14 protein-coding genes are annotated in these 19,604 nt (G+C 60.9%); 3 read left to right on the top strand and 11 right to left on the bottom strand.

Annotated elements, in window-relative coordinates:
• Positions 1–23: 23 nt before the first annotated feature.
• From KGA97_RS18780 to KGA97_RS18750, 7 genes are all read right to left on the bottom strand, one after another.
• Positions 24–1,553 (bottom strand): DHA2 family efflux MFS transporter permease subunit, encoded by a 1,530-nt coding sequence (locus KGA97_RS18780; RefSeq protein ID WP_008032779.1) that lies wholly within the window; start codon positions 1,551–1,553, stop codon positions 24–26.
• 175 nt (positions 1,554–1,728) lie between these two features.
• Positions 1,729–2,931: an efflux RND transporter periplasmic adaptor subunit gene (locus KGA97_RS18775; protein ID WP_223481267.1), complete on the bottom strand. Its 1,203-nt coding sequence runs from the start codon at positions 2,929–2,931 to the stop codon at positions 1,729–1,731.
• A gap of 15 nt (positions 2,932–2,946) precedes the next feature.
• Positions 2,947–4,416, bottom strand: coding sequence for an efflux transporter outer membrane subunit (locus KGA97_RS18770; protein ID WP_008045129.1), 1,470 nt, complete (start codon positions 4,414–4,416; stop codon positions 2,947–2,949).
• Entirely contained in the window at positions 4,413–4,886 is a 474-nt protein-coding gene (locus KGA97_RS18765; protein WP_008032787.1) for a MarR family winged helix-turn-helix transcriptional regulator, read from the bottom strand. The genes KGA97_RS18770 and KGA97_RS18765 overlap by 4 nt, the downstream gene beginning before the upstream one ends.
• Positions 4,887–5,122: 236 nt before the next feature.
• Positions 5,123–8,791, bottom strand: coding sequence for a translocation/assembly module TamB domain-containing protein (locus KGA97_RS18760; RefSeq protein WP_223481266.1), 3,669 nt, complete (start codon positions 8,789–8,791; stop codon positions 5,123–5,125).
• Complete coding sequence (locus KGA97_RS18755) at positions 8,788–10,515, bottom strand: autotransporter assembly complex protein TamA (RefSeq protein WP_008032789.1); 1,728 nt, start codon at positions 10,513–10,515, stop codon at positions 8,788–8,790. The genes KGA97_RS18760 and KGA97_RS18755 overlap by 4 nt, the downstream gene beginning before the upstream one ends.
• A gap of 67 nt (positions 10,516–10,582) precedes the next feature.
• A complete protein-coding gene (locus KGA97_RS18750) occupies positions 10,583–11,233 on the bottom strand; it encodes a GNAT family N-acetyltransferase (RefSeq protein ID WP_008032790.1) in 651 nt (216 codons plus the stop codon).
• Between the two features lie 317 nt (positions 11,234–11,550).
• Here KGA97_RS18750 and xthA point away from each other — a divergent pair, with 317 nt between their 5' ends.
• Together xthA and KGA97_RS18740 are read left to right on the top strand one after the other, a co-directional pair.
• Positions 11,551–12,363, top strand: a complete 813-nt coding sequence (gene xthA, locus KGA97_RS18745; RefSeq protein ID WP_008032791.1) for an exodeoxyribonuclease III — start codon at positions 11,551–11,553, stop codon at positions 12,361–12,363.
• Between the two features lie 202 nt (positions 12,364–12,565).
• Entirely contained in the window at positions 12,566–13,906 is a 1,341-nt protein-coding gene (locus KGA97_RS18740; RefSeq protein WP_223481265.1) for a substrate-binding domain-containing protein, read from the top strand.
• 1,260 nt (positions 13,907–15,166) lie between these two features.
• On the opposite strand, the gene KGA97_RS18735 is transcribed toward KGA97_RS18740, so the two are convergent.
• Entirely contained in the window at positions 15,167–15,685 is a 519-nt protein-coding gene (locus tag KGA97_RS18735; protein ID WP_008031507.1) for an ankyrin repeat domain-containing protein, read from the bottom strand.
• Between the two features lie 96 nt (positions 15,686–15,781).
• Positions 15,782–17,620, bottom strand: coding sequence for a long-chain-acyl-CoA synthetase (locus KGA97_RS18730; protein WP_223481264.1), 1,839 nt, complete (start codon positions 17,618–17,620; stop codon positions 15,782–15,784).
• A 331-nt stretch (positions 17,621–17,951) separates the two neighbouring features.
• On the opposite strand from KGA97_RS18730, the gene KGA97_RS18725 reads away from it, so the two are divergent.
• The gene (locus KGA97_RS18725) at positions 17,952–18,230 is read left to right on the top strand and encodes a DUF3509 domain-containing protein (protein WP_008031503.1); all 279 of its coding nucleotides are present in this window, start codon (positions 17,952–17,954) and stop codon (positions 18,228–18,230) included.
• A gap of 134 nt (positions 18,231–18,364) precedes the next feature.
• On the opposite strand, the gene mtnC is transcribed toward KGA97_RS18725, so the two are convergent.
• Together mtnC and KGA97_RS18715 are read right to left on the bottom strand one after the other, a co-directional pair.
• Positions 18,365–19,048, bottom strand: a complete 684-nt coding sequence (mtnC, locus tag KGA97_RS18720) for an acireductone synthase (RefSeq protein ID WP_223481263.1) — start codon at positions 19,046–19,048, stop codon at positions 18,365–18,367.
• Between the two features lie 4 nt (positions 19,049–19,052).
• Positions 19,053–19,598 carry a 1,2-dihydroxy-3-keto-5-methylthiopentene dioxygenase gene (locus KGA97_RS18715; RefSeq protein ID WP_008031498.1) on the bottom strand — a complete coding sequence of 182 codons (546 nt, stop codon included), beginning with the start codon at positions 19,596–19,598 and terminating at the stop codon, positions 19,053–19,055.
• Positions 19,599–19,604: the final 6 nt, after the last annotated feature.

Below are 19,604 nucleotides of genomic sequence, written 5' to 3'. Positions count from 1 at the left end.
GCCTCGCTCCTACAGGGATTCGCTCAATGGCCGGAGGCCGCGGGCCCGGCCTTTGCCGCGAACGGTGGTTTCGCCAGCCACACCAGCACGATCAACCCCATGAACGCCCACCCCAGCAACGTGAAGTAATCCACGGTGGAGAGCATGTACGCCTGACTGGTCAGCACATGATCGAGCTGCGCATACGCCGGGTTGTTCGCGCCGCCCAGCGCATTCAGGGCCTCGCGGGTCGCCGGTTCGTAGGTGCTGATGCTTTCGCTCATGTACGCGTGATGCTGATCCGCCCGGCGAATCCAGATCCACGTGGTCAACGACGCTGCAAAACTGCCGCCCAGTGTCCGCAGGAACGTCGCGAGGCCCGCGCCATCGGCAATCTGGCTCGGTGGCAGGTCCGACATCAAAATGCTCAAGGTCGGCATGAAGAACAGCGCCACGCCAATACCCATGAACAGTTGCACCAGGGCGATGTGCTGGAAGTCCACCTCGTTGGTGAACCCGGCGCGCATGAAGCAGCTCAAGCCAATCGCCAGGAACGCCAGACCCGCCAATAACCGCAGGTCGAACTTGTGCGCGTACTTGCCGACAAACGGCGAGAGGATCACCGGCAGAATCCCGATCGGCGCCACCGCCAGCCCGGCCCACGTTGCCGTGTAGCCCATCTGCGTTTGCAGCCATTGCGGCAGAATCAGGTTGATGCCGAAGAACCCGGCGTAACCCAGCACCAGCACAATCGTGCCGATGCGGAAGTTGCGATACGCGAACAAGCGCAGGTTGACCACCGGGTGTTTGTCGGTCATTTCCCAGATCACGAACACCGCCAGCGCAATCGCGGAAATGGCCGCGCCGATGAGGATGAAATTCGATTCGAACCAGTCGAGGTCGTTGCCCTTGTCGAGGATCACCTGCAACGCGCCGACACCGATGATCAACGTGATCAGACCGACGTAATCCATTGGCTGATAACTGGTCACCACCGGCCGCGCCTTGAGCTGCGAACGCACCACCATCACCGCGAAAACCCCGATTGGCACGTTGATGAAGAAGATCCACGGCCAGCTATAACTGTCGGTAATCCAGCCGCCCAGAATCGGCCCGGCAATCGGCGCCACCACCGTGACCATCGCCAGCAACGCCAGGGCCATGCCGCGCCTGGCCGGCGGATAAACCGCGATCAGCAGCGTCTGGGTCATCGGGTACAACGGCCCGGCCACCAGACCTTGCAACACCCGAAAGCCAATCAGCTCCGGCATCGAGGTGGAGATACCGCAGAGAAACGAAGCCAGCACAAACAGGATCGTCGCCCACAGAAACAGTTTCACTTCGCCAAAGCGCCGACTGAGCCAGCCAGTCAGCGGCAGCGCAATCGCATTGCTCACCGCAAACGAGGTGATCACCCAGGTGCCCTGCTCCGAACTCACGCCCAGGTTGCCGGAAATCGTCGGCAACGCCACGTTGGCGATGGTGGTGTCGAGCACTTGCATGAAAGTCGCCAGCGACAGGCCGATGGTGCTGAGCAGCAGGCTGGGCGGGGTGAAAGACGCGTTATTGCTCATCGCGAATCCTTTGAAACCTGATGGGCGCTGCGCCCCTTACAGACGCAGCTGACCGTGTAGGAGCGAGCTTGCTCGCGATGGTGGTCCAGACAACGCGGGTATCCAGACAGCCGCGCGTTATCGTTGACATCCATCGCGAGCAGGCTCGCTCCCACAGGGTCGGTGTCATGGCGAATCAGCGTTGCGCGGTTTTGCTGACCGCTGCGCTGTTGTCGTGGATCAACTGCGTGATCATCGCGTCGGCCTCGGCCAACTGACGGTCGTAGACGCTGGTGCTGAACGACGCCTTTTGCGGCGGCTGTTGCGCCAGCACCGGGCCGCTCTGGTCGCGCAGGTTCACATCGACCTGAGTCGACAGGCCCACGCGCAACGGGTGCTTGGCCAGTTCTTCGGCGTTGATGTGAATCCGCACCGGCACACGCTGCACGATCTTGATCCAGTTCCCGGTGGCGTTCTGCGCCGGCAGCAAGGCAAACGCACTGCCGGTGCCCGCGCCGAGGCTGTCTATGGTGCCGCTGAATTTCACGTCGCTGCCGTACAGGTCAGCCTGGATATCCACCGGTTGGCCAATGCGCATGTCGCGCAGTTGGGTTTCCTTGAAGTTGGCGTCGATCCACAACTGATCCAGTGGAATGACGGCCATCAGCGCGGTGCCCGGCTGGACCCGTTGACCGAGTTGTACCGAGCGCTTGGCGACGTAACCGGTCACCGGTGCAATCAGAGTGCTGCGGGAATGGTTCAGGTACGCCTGGCGAAGTTGCGCGGCGGCCGACATCACGTCCGGGTGCGACGACACCACGGTGTCATCCACCAGGGCGCTGGTGGTTTTCAGTTGCTGTTTGGCGTTGGCCAGGGCGTTTTGCGCCGAGGTCAGGTCATCGCGAGCGTGGGACAGTTCTTCCTGGGAAATAGCCCCGCCCGCCGCGAGATTTTTCCGGCGGTTGAAGTTGTCCTGAGCCTTCTGCACTTCCGCCTGCTGGGCGTTGACCTGGGCTTTCATGCCGTCGACGTTGCTGTACAAGCCGCGTACCTGACGCACGGTGCGAGCGAGGTTGGCCTGGGCACTTTGCAGACCGACTTCGGCGTCGTTCGGGTCGAAATTCACCAGCACCTGGCCTTCATGGACCAGGTCGCCGTCATCAGCGCCGATGCTCACGACGGTGCCGGTGACCAGCGGCGTGATTTCCACCACGTTGCCGTTCACATAGGCGTCGTCGGTGCTTTCGTTCCAGCGCCCGTAGAATTCGTGATAACCCCAGACGCCGACACCGGCGAGGACCACCACGATGGCCAGGACCACCAGCATGACTTTGCGTTTGCGCGGGTTGCTGGTGTCTGGACTGTTGTCAGCGGCTTGAATGTTTTGTGCAGTGGCCATGACCATTACCTTGAATTAGTTGTGCTGCGTGGCTGGGGTTGCGTTGGCCGCGGTCAGGGTTTCGCCCTGAAAACCGCCGCCCAGCGCCTGCATCAGTTGGATCGACAGGTCGATCTGCTCGGCATTCAGGTTGGCCAGCTGACGCTGGGCCTGGAGCAATTGCTGCTCGATGCTGAGCACGTCCAGGTAGTTACCGATGCCGGAACCGTACCGCTGGACCACGGTGTTGTAAGAATCCTGGGCAATGTCGGTGGCGTGCTGCTGAGCGCCGATCTGCCGGCCGATGTCACGCAACTGGTTGATGGTGTCGCTGACATCACCGAGGGCTTTCACCAGGCTTTTGTTGTACTGCGCAACGGCGAGGTCGTAATCGGCGTCGCGGGCATCGAGGTCGGCGCGCAGGCGGCCGCCGTCGAAAATCGGCAGGGAAATGGTCGGTGCGATGTTGAAGAATCGACTGGCCGAACCGAACATCGCGTCGCCCAACAACGATTCGGCACCGGCCGCCGCGCTGAGGTTCAGGTTGGGATAGAACCGGGTCTTGCCGGCGTCGATGTTCTTGCTGGCCGCCTCGACCCGCCAGCGCGCGGCCACCAGGTCGGGACGACGACCGAGCAACTCGGCGGGCAGGACCGACGGCAATGCGACGGCGCTGGCCTGAAGAATCTTCGGCCGGGCGATTTCGTTGCCGCGATCCGGGCCTTTGCCAAGCAAGACCGCCAAGGCGATTTTCGCGCTTTGCAGGCGTTTCTCGGCGTCGATCAGGCTGGCTTCAGACGTGGCTTCCAGGCTTTCGGTTTGCTGGAACTGGTACTGGCTGTCGATCCCGGAGCTCAGGCGACGCTGGCTCAGGTCGAGCATTTGCCGGGTGCGCTTGAGGTCTTCGTTGGCGAGGTCATAAACGATGTGCGCCTGCCCCAGATCGCTGTAGGCGCGGGCGACGTCGGCAGACAACGTCAGCTGCGCGGCCTGCTGATCGACTTCGGCAGCGCGGGCTTGGCCCAACGCGGCTTCCCAGGCATCACGCTGACCGCCCCAGAGGTCGAAGTTGTAGTTGAAGCTGGCACCGATGTTACGCACGGTGGAGTAGGCATCGCCCTCGCCCCTCGGGTCTTGATCCCGGGCCAGACGCGAACGGCTGACGCCGGCGCTGGCATCGAGGGTCGGCATCCGCGCAGCGTCGGCGGCATACGCGGCGGCGCTGGCCTGATGGGCGCGGGCGTCGGCGATCTGCATGTCGGGGCTGTCGTGCAGGGCTTCGCGAATCAGACCGTCGAGCTGCGGGTCGCCGAGGCTTTTCCACCAGTCGCTTTTCGGCCAGGCCGCAGGCGACAGGGTCACGCCGCTGAGGGATTGCCCGGCCTTGAGGTCTTTCGCATCGAGGCTTTTGCCTTCGGTGGTCAGGCCGCTGTAGCTGGCGCAACCGGCCAGGGTCATGGCCGCAAGCACCAGGCTCAGGCCGGCGCGCAAGGTTTTGCTGCTCATTTGTCACCTACCCGCAGCAGCGTGATCGAGTCACCGGCTGCCACCAAAATTTTCTTCAGGATCTGTTCCAGGGTTTTCAGCTCATCCGGAGTGATCGCACCGGCCAGTTCGTTCATGGCGTCGGCGCCGATCACCGGCAAGCGGTCAGCCAACTGCTGGCCTTGCTCAGTCAACACAAGCTGCACCTGACGGCGGTCCGCTTCGGAGCGTTGGCGGGCGAGGAAACCTTTCTGTTCCAGACGATCGAGCATGCGGGTCATCGAACCGCTGTCGAGTGACAGGTGCCGGCACAGCTCGGCCGGGGTATCGACGCCGTATTGGGCGATGATGATCAGCACTTTGAACTGCGCGGCGGTGATGCCGTGGGGCTCCATGTGCGTGTCGATGATCCGGTCCTTGAGCAGCGCGGCGCGCCCGAGCAGGAGACCGAGATGGCAGTTCTTGAATTCGTCCGGGGTGAAATGTTTCATCTGACCACCAATTAGCTGCCTAGGCAGAGAATGTATGTCGAGATGTTACTGCCTAGGCAGCCAATGTCAACGTAATAGTTAGGTTGCTTTGTATTTGATGGATAAATGGTGCGGATTTTGTGGCGGGCACAATGACGCCTTCGCGGGCAAGCCTCGCTCCTACGGGTTCGGTGTAATCCCTGTAGGAGCGAGGCTTGCTCGCGATGGCAGCAACTCGGTTTCGGAAAGGACGGGGTTTAGAAATCCCGCTTGTAAAAGATATCCAGCGAACTGGCCACGCCACCCGCCGCTTCGAGGTACACCTTTTTGCTCAGCTTGTAGCGCAGGGCAATGGTGTTGGCCGGTTCAAACACGCCAACGCCATAACGCAGGCTGAGCTTCTCGGAGATATTGCCGCTGGCGACCACACTCGTCGTATTGCCGCTGCCCTCGGTATCGAGCTGGAAATCCTGAATCCCCAGATCGCTGGCCAGTTTGCCGGTCACCCCGGCACTGCCCATCAGGCCCAACCCCAGCGCGGCCTGCGCCAGCATATTGTTGTCTTCACCGGTGGTGCTCAGCGGACGCCCGAGCACCAGGTAGGACAAGGCCTGTTCCTGGCTCATCGCCGGTTCGGAGAAGATCTGCGTGGCCGGCTGCTCGGCGCTGCCGCTCAGGCGAATACCGGCGATGACGTCGTCGGTCTGGCGAATCGCCTCGATGTCCAGGTACGGCTGATCGATCGGGCCGGCAAACAGCAAGCGCGCCCGGCGCACCGTCAGCCGCTGGCCGTAGGCCCGGTAACGCCCGTCGTTGAGCCACAGCTCGCCGCGGGTGTCCATGTTGTCGCCGATGTGCACGTGCCCTTGCAGGTTGGCGGTCAGGCCAAACCCGGCGAAGCTGAGTTTGTCTTCGCCGACCGCCACGTCGATGTCCATTTTCATCGCCAGCGGCGGTTTGCCCTCTTCGGTCTGCGCGCCAATGATCACCGTGTCATCAGAAACCTTGACCGTCGATGGCGGCAACTCGCGCACGGTGATTTCGCCTTTCGGCACCAGCACTTTGCCAGCGATGGCCAGCTCGTCGCCCTTCATCGAAATCTTCAAGTCCGGCGCCACTTCGAGCTTGGCGTACGGTTCGACAGTGACCGGCAATTGCGTGCCTTTGAGCGCCAGGTCCACCACCAGCGCCTGACCCCAGGCGATGCTGCCGGTCAAGCTGCCCTGCCCGCTCTTGCCACTTTTCCAGCCACCGTTCAACTGCACGGTTTCACCGGCGATCAGCGCTTGAAGCTGCAACGCTTCAAGGTCCATCGGCAATTCAGGACCGGAAATCTCGCCGTCGCTGAGCAACAGGTTGCCGTTGACCAAAGGCGCCAGCAGCCCACCGGAAATCGTGCCGCTGCCATTCAGGCGCCCGGTGAGCTTCTCGACCATCGGCACAAACGGTCGCGCCACGGACAGGTCGAGGCCATTGAGGCGGAACGCGCCGGTCAGCGGTTTGTTCTTCGGCAATGGATTGATCTGCGCCTGCACACTCAATTCGCCGAGCTTGCCGCCGACGAAATTGAGGTCGGTGTCGATGCGCTTGGGCGTGAGTTTGCTGGTGAGTTTCAGGGCCTGGTAGGGGAAGTCCAGCCACTCATCCTTTTCCTTGATGCGCAGGGTGCCGCCGCTGGCATCGAGGCTGATCTGGCCGTTCGGGCCACTGGCCGGCAGGTCCAGTTGCAGGTCGGCGTTGAGCCGGCCCTTCCAGGCGAAATCCTTTGGCAGCCATTGCGCAAGGCTTTCAATCGGGAATTGCTTGAGGTGATAACGCAACTTCGGTTCCGGCATCAGGCGCTGGTCTTCACCGCACAAACTGGCCGGGCCGGACATCCAGCAATGGGCGCCGAAGTTGATTTTGCCGTCCGCCAGCCGTTCGAGTTTCGCCGGGTTTTGCAGCTTCCAGTCCTGGCCACCGGCCTGAATGTCACCGCTGGCCAAACGTCCGCGCCAGTTGCCTTTGTCCAGATTGCCGTCGAGGCCCAGGGCCAGTTTCAGTTGCGGGCCTTGCAGGTCGAGTGTCAGTTTCTGGTTTTTGATATCGCCCTGACCGCTGGCCGTCAGCGTGCCCAGCGACGTGTCGCCGGCCTGGATGCCGCTGCCCTTGAAATCGATTTTCGCCCGTTGCGCACTGTCGAGGGTCGCGTCGAGGTTCAGGCTTTGCAGTCGATTGTCTTCGAACGCCAGTTGCGTGCCTTGCAGCCCGAGCTTGCCTTGCGGCGCCTTGAGCGTGCCGGCGACATCGACGCGACCATTGAGCTGGCCGCGCAGTTGCGGCCACAGCTGCGCCAGGCGCGACAGCTTGATGTCGATCTGGCCGGCGAGTTTCTGTTGCAGGCTGCCCTTGCCGGTGATGCTGTTGTCACCGAGGCGAATTTGCAGCGCGCTGAGGTTCCATTGCTCGCCGCTGCCATCGGCCTTGGCTTGCAGGATGGCCGGCTGGCCACGCAGTTTGCCCTTCAGATCGAGGTCCGCGTTCAGGCTGAGTTTTTCATTCTTCATCTCGCCTTTGCTGCGCAACGGACCGGCCAGGGTACCCGGCAATTCCGCGACCCAGTACGCCGGGTTGATCGCCGAGAGGTCCAGCGCGGTGTCCCAGGCAATGCCATCGGCAAATTGCAGGTTCAGGTGGCCTTCGGCCTTGCCCTGCCCGGCTTCGAGCTGGATTTGTTGCAGGTAGATTTTCGTCAGGTCGCCGGCGAACGGGCTGCTCAGGCTGAACGCCCCGGCCGGGCCATCCAGTGCAGCCTTGAAGTTGCCGAGGTATTTGCCGTCGGTGTAGGAGACTTCGCCGTTGAAGCTGCGCAACGCCACTTCAGGTTCGTCGATCAGCGGGTAGAGCCGGTGCCAGGGAAAATCCAGCCAGTCGATTTTCGCCGTGGCGTTCAGGCCTTTACTCCAGTCCAGAACACCCGTGAGTTTGAGACTTTGCTTGTCGTTGGCGGTCAGGTCCAGCGCGGCGATCTGCGCGCCGTTGGCGTCGACTTTGCCTTGCAGCATCAGTGCAACCGGGCCTTGCTCGGCAGGCAGCGTGGCGTTGCCGCGCAACTGGTAGCCGTTTTTCAGGTCGCCGTCGCCGGTCAGTTCAAGCTGATTGAGTTGCAGAGTGTCCGGCAGGTCCGCACTGGGTTTGAAGCCATCGGCGACGATCCGCACCTTGGCCGGCAAGTTGTCCACCAGCGGCTGCAACTCGCCGGTCAGTTGGCCGTTCAGGTAACCGCTGCTGTCGGCGGTGAGCTTCAGGGTTTTCAGCAGGTCGCCGTTGATTTTCAGCGCCAGCGCCCAGGGCTCGGGCGCCGGCAGGGTCAGTTTGCCCTCAGCCTTGAGCGGCCAGTTGCCGTTGGGTTGCAGGAGGCCGGACAGATTCAGGCTTAGGTCGTCGCGTTGCAGTTGCACCGAGTCGATCTGCATCCCCTGCTCGGTCCAGTGCGCCGCCAGTTGCAGGCCTTTGAGTTCTTCGCTGCCGTTGAACAGCAAGCTGCCGACCTGCACGTCGCCCAGCTCGATGGCCAGTGGCAATTTCAGATCCGGCAAGGTGATCGGTCCGCTGCTCTGCTCTTCAGGACCCGGTGGAAATTGCAGGCTGACCTGATCGGTTTTCAGTTGCTCGATGCACAGGGCCATGCGCGTCAGGCACAACGGCGACCAGGCGAAAATCACCTTGCTCAGCTCAACCCGGCTGGTGTCCTGCTGCCAGACCAGATGATCGGCGCTCCACTGGCCGCCCAGACGGCCCTGGAAATTCTCGACCACCAAACCCGGCACAAAGCCGAGCGCCCAGCGGCTGCCTGTCGCGGTGCCCAGCACCGTGGTCACGGCCAGCAGCACCAGCATCAGCAGCGCCAGAATCGTCAGCAGCGTTACTTTCAAACCACGCTTCACAGCTCAGGCCCCATGGAAAAGTGCAGTCGTATGCCGCCGTCGTCGTCCATCGCGTGGGCCAGGTCGAGGCGAATCGGCCCCACCGGTGACACCCAGCGCACGCCGATACCGACGCCGGTCTTGAGATCGGGCAATTCGAGTTTGTTGAAGGAATTGCCCTGGTCGACGAACGTTGCGACCCGCCATTTTTCGGCGATGGAATATTGATACTCGACGCTGCCGGCAATCATGTAGCGACCACCGATGCGGTCGCCGTCGGAGTTTTCCGGGGACAGGCTCTGGTAGTCGTAGCCGCGCACGCTCTGATCGCCACCAGCGAAGAAGCGCAGCGACGGCGGCACCGATTTGTAGCCATTGGTGGCACTGCCACCCACCTGCACCCGGCCGAGGAAACGGTGTTTATCAAAGACTGTGGTCAGGCCTTTGACCAGCGCGGTGCCGTAAAGCAGGTTGTTGTCGGAACCCAAGCCTTCCTTGGCCACTTTGCTTTCGAACTGCAGCCGATAGCCGTTGTGCGGGTCGATGCGGTTGTCGCTTTTCAGGTAGGAATAGCTGACGCCGGGCATCAGCAGATTGCTCAGCCCCGAGTCATCGCCGAGTCGATATTCTTCGCGCTGCCATTTCAGCGACACCACCCGCTGCCAGCCGCTGGGCAACTTGCTGTGCCATTCGGGGCCGAGGGTCAGCAGTTTGCTCAGGCTGTCCTTGTCGGCGATTTCTTCGCTCTGATAACCACCGGCGAAACGCAGTTTGTCGGTCAGCGGCGGGTCCAGCGGAATGTCGTAGAACAGCCCGACGTTTTGCCGTGGCGCCGAAACTTCGGTTTCCCAGCCATAGCTGTGGCCTTGAGGGTTGACCCAGTGCCGGGTCCAGTTGGCCTTGACCCGAGGGCCAACGTCTGTGGAATAGCCCAGGCCGAGGCCCATGGTTCGCGGCTTGCGGGTGTCGAGCTTGACGTCCACCGGGATCACATCGTTCTTGGACGCCGTCGGCGCGGCGTCGACGCGCACGCCTTCGAAGTACCCGCTTGCCTGCAGATTCTGATTCAGTTCGGCGATCAGTTCGGAGTCATAGGGCTCACCCGCCTTGAACGGCACCATGCGTTGCAGCAACTCTTCGTCGAACGGCGTATCGCCTTCGAAACTGACTTTACCCAAGGTGTAACGCGGGCCGCTTTCGTAGATCAGTTCGATGTCGGCAACGCCGGCTCGCGGGTCGACCGCGAGTTTCTGCCGGGTGAAATAACCGCTGAAGAAACCGTAACGCGAGGCCTGGTTCTGGATCAGCCGCTTGGCGTCTTCGTAGCGGCCATGATTGAGCACCGCGCCGGTTTTCAGCGCATTGCTTTTGGGCACACGAAAGGTTTTGAGGGAGGCCGCAGGGCCGTCGATGCGAATAGTGACATTGCGCAAATGCACAGGCTCGCCGGGATCGATGTTCATGACCAGGCGCGGTGTCTTGCCGCCCTTCACGTCCGTGTCGATCTGTGGCTGGTAATAACCCAAGGCCTGGGCGGCCTTGCGCGCCTGTTCTTCGGCGCCACGACTGAAGCGCAACAAGGCCTCCTCGTCACGATCGCCGAGGCTGCCGATATAGCCCTCTATATTGGCCTTCAGTTCATCGTTGGACGGTTTGATCCGCACATCCAATTCACTTTGCGCCAGCGCCGCGCAGCTGGTGATCAGCATCAGCACGCCGCTGGTAATTCTTCCTGGAAACTTCATAGGCGCGGATGCTATCACGAGCGTGGGAGCGTGATAGAGCCTCGCGCCCCGCGAAAGTTCTACCGTTTTATGCCGTGGCGGTTTGCAGCACCTGTGGGTTGGCGTGGAAAAACACGTGCTCGCGGATCGGTCCTACCGCCACTTCACCGATTTCCTCGTAGCCCTGACGTTTATAGAACTCCAGATAACGCGGATTCCCGGTATCGAGGACTACACCCTGGGAATGCTCATCGACCGCGCACCAGTTATGGACCGCCTGCAGCAGTTGTTCGCCGAAGTGCTTGCCCTGAAATTGCGGGTGAACCCCCAGCAAGGGCAGCAGGTGCACCGAATCGGACGGCACGCAGGCCATCACCGCGTCGTGGTATTCGAGGTAGCGGCGGGTGCAGCGAAACCCGGTGCTGAGCACCATCCGCAGGCGCCACGCCCAGCTTTCAGTGATGCCCAGGCGTCGTTGCGGCGGCGCGATCAGCGCGATACCGATCAAGCGGTCGTTGACCAGCAGGCCGATGGCCGGCAAATCCTGAAGAAAGTGTTGCTTGACCAGTTCCCGCACGGTGGCGCGTACACGCTGTTCATAACCGGGACGTTCGGCTTCGAAGAGGTAACCGAAGGTCGGTTCATGGCGGTAGGCCTGGTACAACAGGGAGCGGGCTTCGCGGGAATAGCCGCTGTCGAGCATGTGGATATCGGCGATGACGGTCGAGGTTTCGGGCATAACGGTCATTCTCCCCGGCGCGGCTCGGGTGGCTGCGCTCTTATTGGTACGAGCGTTTGGGTGGCTTTACAGTTCCCCAGACAGGTATAGACCAAAGTCAGGATCTTCATCGACTGAACTGGCCTCTTCGCGGGCAAGCCTCGCTCCTACAGGTGAATCAATTGGGTGCAACTCAAAACCTGTAGGAGCGAGGCTTGCCCGCGAAGAGGCCCGAGCAGCCAACAAAGATCTGACAGAACACAGCGAATCCCCTCACCCCACACTGGCCCCAATCCCACAGGTCAGCTAGCATCGCCCTTTTGCCAGGACTGCCGACCATGAAGATCGTCTCCTTCAACATCAACGGGCTGCGTGCTCGTCCTCATCAGCTGGCGGCGCTGATCGAAAAGCATCAGCCGGACGTGATCGGCCTGCAGGAAACCAAGGTCCACGACGATCAATTCCCGCTGGCCGAGATCCAGGCGCTGGGCTATCACGTGTATTTCCACGGGCAAAAAGGTCACTACGGCGTCGCCCTGCTCTCGCGCAAGGAACCGCTGGAACTGCACAAAGGTTTCGTCACCGATGAAGAAGACGCCCAGCGCCGCTTCATCTGGGGCACCTTCGCTGATGCCAATGGCGTGCCGGTGACGATCATGAACGGCTATTTCCCACAGGGTGAAAGCCGCGACCATCCGACCAAATTCCCGGCCAAGGAACGTTTCTACAACGATCTGCAGCACCTGCTGGAAAGCCAGTTCAACAACGAACAGCCGCTGGTGGTGATGGGCGATGTGAACATTTCCCCGGAAGACTGCGACATCGGCATCGGCCCGGACAACATGAAGCGCTGGCTGAAAACCGGCAAATGCAGCTTCCTGCCGGAAGAACGCGAGTGGATGGCCCGCCTGAAGAACTGGGGCCTGGTGGACAGCTTCCGCCACCTGAACCCGGACGTGGCCGACCGATTCAGCTGGTTTGACTACCGCAGCCGTGGCTTTGAGGATGAACCGAAGCGCGGGCTGCGGATTGACGTGATCATGGCGTCCCACGGCTTGTTGCCGCGAGTGAAGGATGCCGGCGTGGATTACGAGTTGCGCGGGATGGAAAAACCGTCGGACCACGCGCCGATCTGGCTTGAGTTGAGCTGATCCCCCGGCTCAACGCAGCTCAACTGTAGGAGCAAGCTTGCTCGCGATAGCGGTTTGTCAGCCAACTTAAATGTTGAATGTCAAACCCACATCGCTGGCAATCGAGCGTCGACCGGCCGCTCCTACAAGGTTAACTGTCATCTTTCAGAAACCTTACTGACTTAATCTCCCGGCACTTTCTTTGTTCTTTAAAGGTGCCGGCATGACGCTGCGCGTTTTCTTCCTGTTAATGCTGTGCGCCGGGTTGCCCATCACCGCGTCGGCCGCTGACTTGCCGACGCCCAAACAGGGACCGGCGCTGCGCATCCAGGGTTCCAACACCATTGGCGCGGCATTGGGCCCGGCGCTGGTCGAGGGCTTGATGCGCGAGCAAGGCCTGCTCAAGGTCCACAGCGAAACCCCGGACAAAGCCAACGAATTGCGCGTGGTCGGCGAAACCGCCCAGGGCCGCCGGGTTATGGTGGACATCGCGGCCCACGGTTCCAGCACCGGTTTCACCGCCCTGAAAAACGCCACGGCGGACCTCGCCGCCTCTTCGCGCCCGATCAAGGACAGCGAACTGCTGGCCCTGCAATCCCTCGGCGATCTGAAGAGCCCCGGCGCCGAGCAGGTGATCGCCATCGACGGCCTGGCAATCATCCTTCATCCGCAAAACCCGCTGAATCAACTCAACACCGAACAACTGGCACAAATCTTCAGCGGCGAAGTGAAAACCTGGGAAGAACTCGGCGGCAGCGGCGGAGCCATTCACCTGTATGCGCGGGATGACCAATCGGGCACGTACGACACGTTTAAGGAAGTGGTGCTCAGTCGTCGTGGGAAAACGCTGAACAGCGCAGCGAAACGTTTCGAATCCAGCGAGCAATTGTCCGACGCGGTCAGCCTCGATCCGCAGGGCATCGGTTTTATCGGCCTGCCCTACGTGCGTCAGGCTAAAGCCGTAGCGATCGTCGATGGCCAATCCCAGGCCATGCCGCCGCTCAACAGCCTGATCGCCACGGAAGACTATCCGTTGTCGCGGCGGTTGTTCTTTTACCTGCCGCCCAACGCTAAAAACCCCTGGGCCGAAGCGTTGGTGGCGTTTGCGCAAAGCAGCAACGGCCAGGCCATCGTCGCGGCCAACGGGTTTATTGCCCAGACCGTCCAGGCGATGGCCGTTACGCCCAATGCATTGATGCCCGAGGGTTATCAGGCGCTCAGCCGCCACGCCCAGCGCTTGACCGTGAATTTCCGTTTCGAGGAAGGCAGCGCAACGCTGGACAACAAGGCCCGACAGGACCTGACGCGGGTGCTTGATTACCTTCAGCAGAACCAGAAAACCAACCGGCAGGTGACGTTGGTGGGGTTTGGCGATGCCAAGAGCGATCCGGCGCGGGCTGACCTGCTGTCGAAATTGCGGGCCATGGCGGTGCGGCGGGAGTTGGTGAAAAGCGGCGTGGTGTTTCGCGAGATTCGCGGTTTTGGCGCCGAGATGCCGGTGGCGGCCAATAGTGCGGATGAGGGGCGGATCAAGAATCGGCGGGTTGAGGTTTGGGTGTATTGATTGGGTTTTGTGTGTATATCCGTTGCTGCGGTAACGGCTTCTATTGGTTTCGCCCTTACGGCGAGTCACTTGGAGAAGCGCCAAGTAACCAAGCGCTCTTGCCCCTTTCGTTCGGTGCCTCGCCTAGGCTCGGCATACCCTCGCTCCGGTCCTGCTCCGTGGGCCCGCCGCCATCGGCCATCCATGGCCGGGGGCGGCTAACCCGGCATCCATGCCGGGTTGCCCACTGCGCAGAACCTCCACTCGGCCTCTCGAGGGGGCGCTTAGATCAAAAGCTGAAGGCGAGCTAACGCTCGGCCTGATGAGTGGTGGAAATCAAAAGCAAACGCGATTCCCTGTAGGAGCGAGGCTTGCCCGCGAAAAACGACCGGACAACGCGTTCATTCAGCCAGCCCGCGTTATCGTTGACGTCCATCGCCAGCAAGCTGGCTCCTACAAGGGAAATGCATATGCATTTGGATAAATACGATCAACTGTAGGAGCCGGCTTGCCGGCGATGGCGGTGGGTCAGTCACCCTCCTTTTCGACTGGACGGACGCCATCGCCAGCAAGCTGGCTCCTACGGGGAAATGCATATGTGTTCGGAATGTACACGATCAACTGTAGGAGCCGGCTTGCCGGCGATGGCGGTGGGTCAGTCGACGTATGTATTGGCTGGACGGACGCCATCGCCAGCAAGCTGGCTCCTACGGGGAAATGCATATGTGTTCGGAATGTACACGATCAACTGTAGGAGCCGGCTTGCCGGCGATGGCGGTGGATCAGTCGACGCATTTATTGACTGGACGGACGCCATCGCCAGCAAGCCGGCTCCTACAGGGGAGCGGTGTACATGTCGGGAATGAGTGAACGCATCAAAGAAGGACAACGCGTACAACTGAAGAGCCAGGTCGGCTTTCAGGCCGCCTCGGCGGCCGTGGCGGTAGTCGCCCCCTCGAGAGGCCGAGTGGAGGTTCTGCGCAGTGGGCAACCCGGCATGGATGCCGGGTTAGCCGCGCACGGCCAAGGATGGCCGATCGCGGCGGGCCCACGGAGCAGGACCGGAGCGAGGGCATGCCGAGCCTAGGCGAGGCACCGAACGAAAGGGGCAAAAGCGCTTGGTTACTTGGCGCTTTTCCAAGTGACCCGCTGTAAGAGCGGAACCAATAGCCGCCGCTACCGCAGAAATGGATATGTACTCCGACAAAAAAAATGATCGACTATCAGGCCGCCATCGCCAGCAAGCCGGCTCCTACAGGGGTTCCGGGGCCAGATGCTCAATCAGCCCAGCAGTTTCTCCAATTGCGCAACGGTATCCACCGCACCCAGCGTTTTCGCAGCATCCAACGCCGAAACCCCATTGGCATCCTTGGCCTTCGGATCCGCCCCTTTGCTGATCAGGTAATCAACGATTTCCACGCGATTGAACATCGCCGCCATCATCAACGCCGTGCGACCGTCAAACGATGCACCTTCCACCAGCGCACCGCCCTCGACCAACGCCTTGACCACCGCCAGGTCCCCTTTGAACGCCGCGCCAGCAATCGGGCTCTGGCCATTGTCGTTGCGGATTTCCGGATCAGCCTTGTGCTCAAGCAGCACTTTCACCGTGTCCACATGGCCGTGGTAAGCGGCCAGCATCAGCAACGTGTCACCCTTGTGGTTGCGCAGGTTCGGCGGCAGGCCTTTGGTCAGCAGCGCAGCCATCATCGCCGCATCGCCCTCGCGCGCCTTGTTGAAAACCTGTTCGGCAAATTCGGCGGCTTCTTCGGGGGTCATCTGGCGGCTTTGATCGGACATTGGAAACTCCACTTACAGTTATTCGCAAAGCCGACAGTTTCCCGAGCGCCCCCGACACTGTCACTTGTTTTTTCTCAAGGCACGCCATAGCCACAATCAATAGCGGTACTTGCCGCCGTGAATATCCGCCAGCAATTGTTCGTCGACCTGCACGTAAGTGTCGGTCCCCGGCAGCCAGGCATAGATCGGGTCGTCGCCGGTTTTTCCAGGGTCGAAGGCTTCGTCCTTGAGCCGGGTCTTCTGGTATTTGAAGGTGCCGGTGGTCTCCATCTTCACTTTCACCCGCAGGAACAGCGGCACCGCATACGCTGGCATTTGCTCACGGGCGAAGGCCAGCAGCTCGCTGAAATCCAGGGTCGCCAGGGACTCGGCGGGCGTGATCGCCGCCATCCCGGCGCGCCCGTTGGTGTTGCGGACCTCCACGCCATAAGCCACGGCTTCGGAAATGTTCGGGTGTTGCAGCAGGATGTTTTCGACCTCGGTGGTCGAGACGTTTTCACCCTTCCAGCGATAAGTGTCCCCCAGGCGGTCGACGAACTGCGCGTGACCAAAACCGATGTTGCGCAGCAGGTCACCGGTGTTGAAGTAACGGTCACCCTTCTCGAACACGTCGTGCAGCACGACTTTTTCAGTCTTCTGCGGATCGGTGTAGCCATCCAGCGGCGCCTTGTCGTCAATCTTCGCCAGCAACAACCCCTGCTCACCCTTGGCCACCTTGCGCATGAAGCCGTTGGCGTCACGCGTCGGCGCCCCGCTGTCATGGTCGTAGGCCGCAAGCTCCCAGGACATCAGGGAAAACCCGACGGTGTTGTCGAAGTTGAGGATGTTGGTGAAACCGATATTGCCGTCGCTGGCCGCGTACAACTCGCAGATGTGGTTCACGCCAAAGCGCGTCTTGAATTCGTGCCATGCGCCGGGGCGCAGGCCGTTGCCGATCATTTTCGTCACGCCGTGCTTGTTATCCTCGGCGCTGGGCGGTTGATCCACGAGGTAGCGGCACAATTCGCCGACGTAACCGAGGGTGGTCGCGCGGTAATTGCGCACGTCGCTCCAGAACTGGCTGGCGCTGAACTTGCGACGGATGGCAAACCCCGAGGCGCCGCTGATGGCCGAGCCCCAGCACACGCACAGTCCGGTGGCGTGATACAGCGGCAAGGTGCAATAGACGATGTCCTCGGGGCGCATGTCCAGTGCGATCAAGCCGAAACTGGCCGAGCTGCGCATCCAGCGCCCATGTTTGAACACCCCGGCCTTGGGCAGCCCGGTGGTGCCCGAGGTGTAGATGTAGAAACACGGGTCGTCGAAAAAAACCTGCTGGCTGCTGACGGGGTTGTCGCAGGGGCTGTCGGCAATCGCGGTCATCAGGTTGATGAAACCGTCGGGGGCAACGCCCGGTTGGCGATAGGTGTCCTGGTCGGCGACGAACCAGGTGCGCGCCGCGTCGATCGAGACCCGTTCGCGCACTGCCGCAAACGCCGGTACCAGCTCCTCACCGACAATGATCGCTGCCGGCGCCACCAGGTTCAGGCTGTGGGCCAGGGTATCGCGGGTTTGAGACGTGTTGAGCAAGGCACTGATCGCCCCGACCTTGGCCACCGCCAATATGTTCACCAACAGTTCCGGACGGTTTTCGATGAACACCGCGACCACGTCGCCCTTGCCGATGCCTTGAGCAATCAGGTGATGGGCGATGCGATTGGCCCATTGATTGACTTGCGAGTACGTGAGCACCACCGCGCCCTGCAGCAAGGCCGGGCCGGCGGGATTGCGCAATGTCGCTTGTTCGAAGCTCCAGCCCAGGCCACACGGTTGGGTCGGGTCCTTGACGTTGGCGGCCTTCATGCCTTTCACCACCCGGGGGATGGCTTTGGCAATGGACGGCAGCTTGCGGAGCATCATGCCCCAGGTAATCGTGTCGTTCGTCGTGCGGCTCATGGGTGCTCCCGTTCGATCTTTTTATTGTCGGGCGACGGTGATTGAGCCCGAAAATACGTCAACGGTTCTTGAGCTGTACACGCGGTTTTTGAAATGTTTTGTATCCGCGAAAAACGCGAACCCGGAGGATGTGAATGGTTCCATCGAACCGACATCGACCCCGCAAAATGCAGGATGCACGATGGCCATTCATGCAGATTGCACGAAAGCAAAAAATTGGCTTGAAATTAACTTATTGATTTATAACGATTTTTAAAAAATCAGGTGCTGGCACAATCACTGCAACTACCTCTGCATGCTTGCCATTCAAGCGCTTACGGAGCTGATAGACATGAACCTGATCCAGGAAAAATTTTCGTCCCTGTTCTCCAACTTCGAAGTCACCACCCAGCCACGTCCCGACGGTGGCATTCTGCTGACCTTGCGCAGCAGTGAAGGCAGAGTCTTCAAGCGCTCGGTTTCCTACCAGCAGTTGCATGCCGGTGATCAGCTGTCGTGGGTGATCAGTGCGATCCGCCGTGACCTGGCCGAACAGGCCAGCGAATTGCCGCAGATCTCCATGCTGCAAAGCCAACAGCGCTTTGCGCTGCCGACGTATCACTCGGCATAAACCGTTTCAACGCTGCAAACCAGCCCTTGTAGGAGCGAAGCTTGCTCGCGAAGGCAGCGTATCAGTCAACATTAATATCGCCTGATACGCCGCCTTCGCGAGCAAGCTTCGCTCCTACAGGTTAGCGTCGTGAATTAGTACGCGGAAGGGTTGATCTGGACAAAGCTGTCCACGGTCACATGCCCTGCCAACTCCCCGCCTTCACGTGCCAGTCCGCAGGTTGCCATACCCGCCGTGCGCGCCGCGTCCAGCTCTTCGACGATGTCCGACAGGAACAGAATCTGCGCCGCTTCAAGGCCGATGGCCTGGGTGATGCGCTGGTACGACTGCGCTTCACGCTTGGGTCCCGATGTGGTGTCGAAATAGCCGCTGAACAACGGCGACAAATCCCCCGCCTCGGAGCAGCCGAAGATCAGTTTTTGCGCCTGAATCGAACCCGAGGAATAAACAAACAGTTTGAAACCTTGCTGATGCCAGCGCTTGAGCGCTTCAACGGCGTCCGGGTACACGTGACCTTTCAACTGCCCGGCCTGATAGCCCTGCTCCCAGACCATGCCTTGCAACGCCTTGAGCGGCGTGGCTTTGCGGTCTTCGGCGATCCAGCCGAGGAGTATCTCGATGACACGTTCGACGTTGGCGTCCGGCTCATGGCTATCCCGGCGCACGGCGTGCAGTTGCTCCGCCACATCGGCGCGCACGGCGTGCTGGCGCACGAAGTCCGGCAGGTGTTTGGCGGCGTAGGGAAACAGCACCTCGAACACAAAACTCACCGCGCTGGTGGTGCCTTCGATGTCGGTGAGAATCGCTTTGATCGGCATCGACTCAGTCCTCAAGACGCGGGAAGCGGCTGGCGATGTCTTCGCCGGTGAAATTGGCCACCCAGCCTTCCGGGTTGTTGAACAGCCGGATCGCAACGAAATGCGGATGCTCGCCCATGTCGAACCAGTGCGGCGTGCCGGCCGGCACCGAGATCAGGTCGTTTTTCTCGCAGAGCACGGCGTAGACATAATCGTCGATATGAAGGGTAAACAAGCCACGGCCGGCGACGAAAAATCGTACTTCGTCTTCGCCATGGCGGTGCTCGTCGAGGAACTTGGCGCGCAATTCGGCTTTTTGCGGATGATCGCTGTTCAGGCTCACCACATCGACGGTGATGTAACCGCGTTCGGTCATCAGCTTGTCGATTTGCTCCTGGTACGCGGCAATCACTTCTTCCTGACTGGCGCCGGGCTGGATTTTCGCCGCCGCTTGCCAGCGGTCGAAGCGCACACCCTGCTCGGCCAGGGTCGAGGCGATGTCTTCGAAATGGGTCAGCACCTTGTTCGGAATGTCAGGGCTTGAGACATGGTAGACGGACAGGCTGCTCATCAGGGC

Origin of the sequence: Pseudomonas sp. BF-B-15 (genome assembly GCF_019946675.1) — a bacterium.
Classification (GTDB): domain Bacteria; phylum Pseudomonadota; class Gammaproteobacteria; order Pseudomonadales; family Pseudomonadaceae; genus Aquipseudomonas; species Aquipseudomonas migulae.
This window is presented reverse-complemented; position numbering and strand designations above follow the sequence as displayed.

Coding starts and splice junctions, on each gene's coding strand:
- KGA97_RS18780 (WP_008032779.1), bottom strand. CDS start 1,553: ATGAGCAATAACGCGTCTTTCACCCCGCCCAGCCTGCTGCTCAGCACC.
- KGA97_RS18775 (WP_223481267.1), bottom strand. CDS start 2,931: ATGGCCACTGCACAAAACATTCAAGCCGCTGACAACAGTCCAGACACC.
- KGA97_RS18770 (WP_008045129.1), bottom strand. CDS start 4,416: ATGAGCAGCAAAACCTTGCGCGCCGGCCTGAGCCTGGTGCTTGCGGCC.
- KGA97_RS18765 (WP_008032787.1), bottom strand. CDS start 4,886: ATGAAACATTTCACCCCGGACGAATTCAAGAACTGCCATCTCGGTCTC.
- KGA97_RS18755 (WP_008032789.1), bottom strand. CDS start 10,515: ATGAAGTTTCCAGGAAGAATTACCAGCGGCGTGCTGATGCTGATCACC.
- KGA97_RS18750 (WP_008032790.1), bottom strand. CDS start 11,233: ATGCCCGAAACCTCGACCGTCATCGCCGATATCCACATGCTCGACAGC.
- xthA (WP_008032791.1), top strand. CDS start 11,551: ATGAAGATCGTCTCCTTCAACATCAACGGGCTGCGTGCTCGTCCTCAT.
- KGA97_RS18740 (WP_223481265.1), top strand. CDS start 12,566: ATGACGCTGCGCGTTTTCTTCCTGTTAATGCTGTGCGCCGGGTTGCCC.
- KGA97_RS18735 (WP_008031507.1), bottom strand. CDS start 15,685: ATGTCCGATCAAAGCCGCCAGATGACCCCCGAAGAAGCCGCCGAATTT.
- KGA97_RS18730 (WP_223481264.1), bottom strand. CDS start 17,620: ATGAGCCGCACGACGAACGACACGATTACCTGGGGCATGATGCTCCGC.
- KGA97_RS18725 (WP_008031503.1), top strand. CDS start 17,952: ATGAACCTGATCCAGGAAAAATTTTCGTCCCTGTTCTCCAACTTCGAA.
- mtnC (WP_223481263.1), bottom strand. CDS start 19,048: ATGCCGATCAAAGCGATTCTCACCGACATCGAAGGCACCACCAGCGCG.
- KGA97_RS18715 (WP_008031498.1), bottom strand. CDS start 19,598: ATGAGCAGCCTGTCCGTCTACCATGTCTCAAGCCCTGACATTCCGAAC.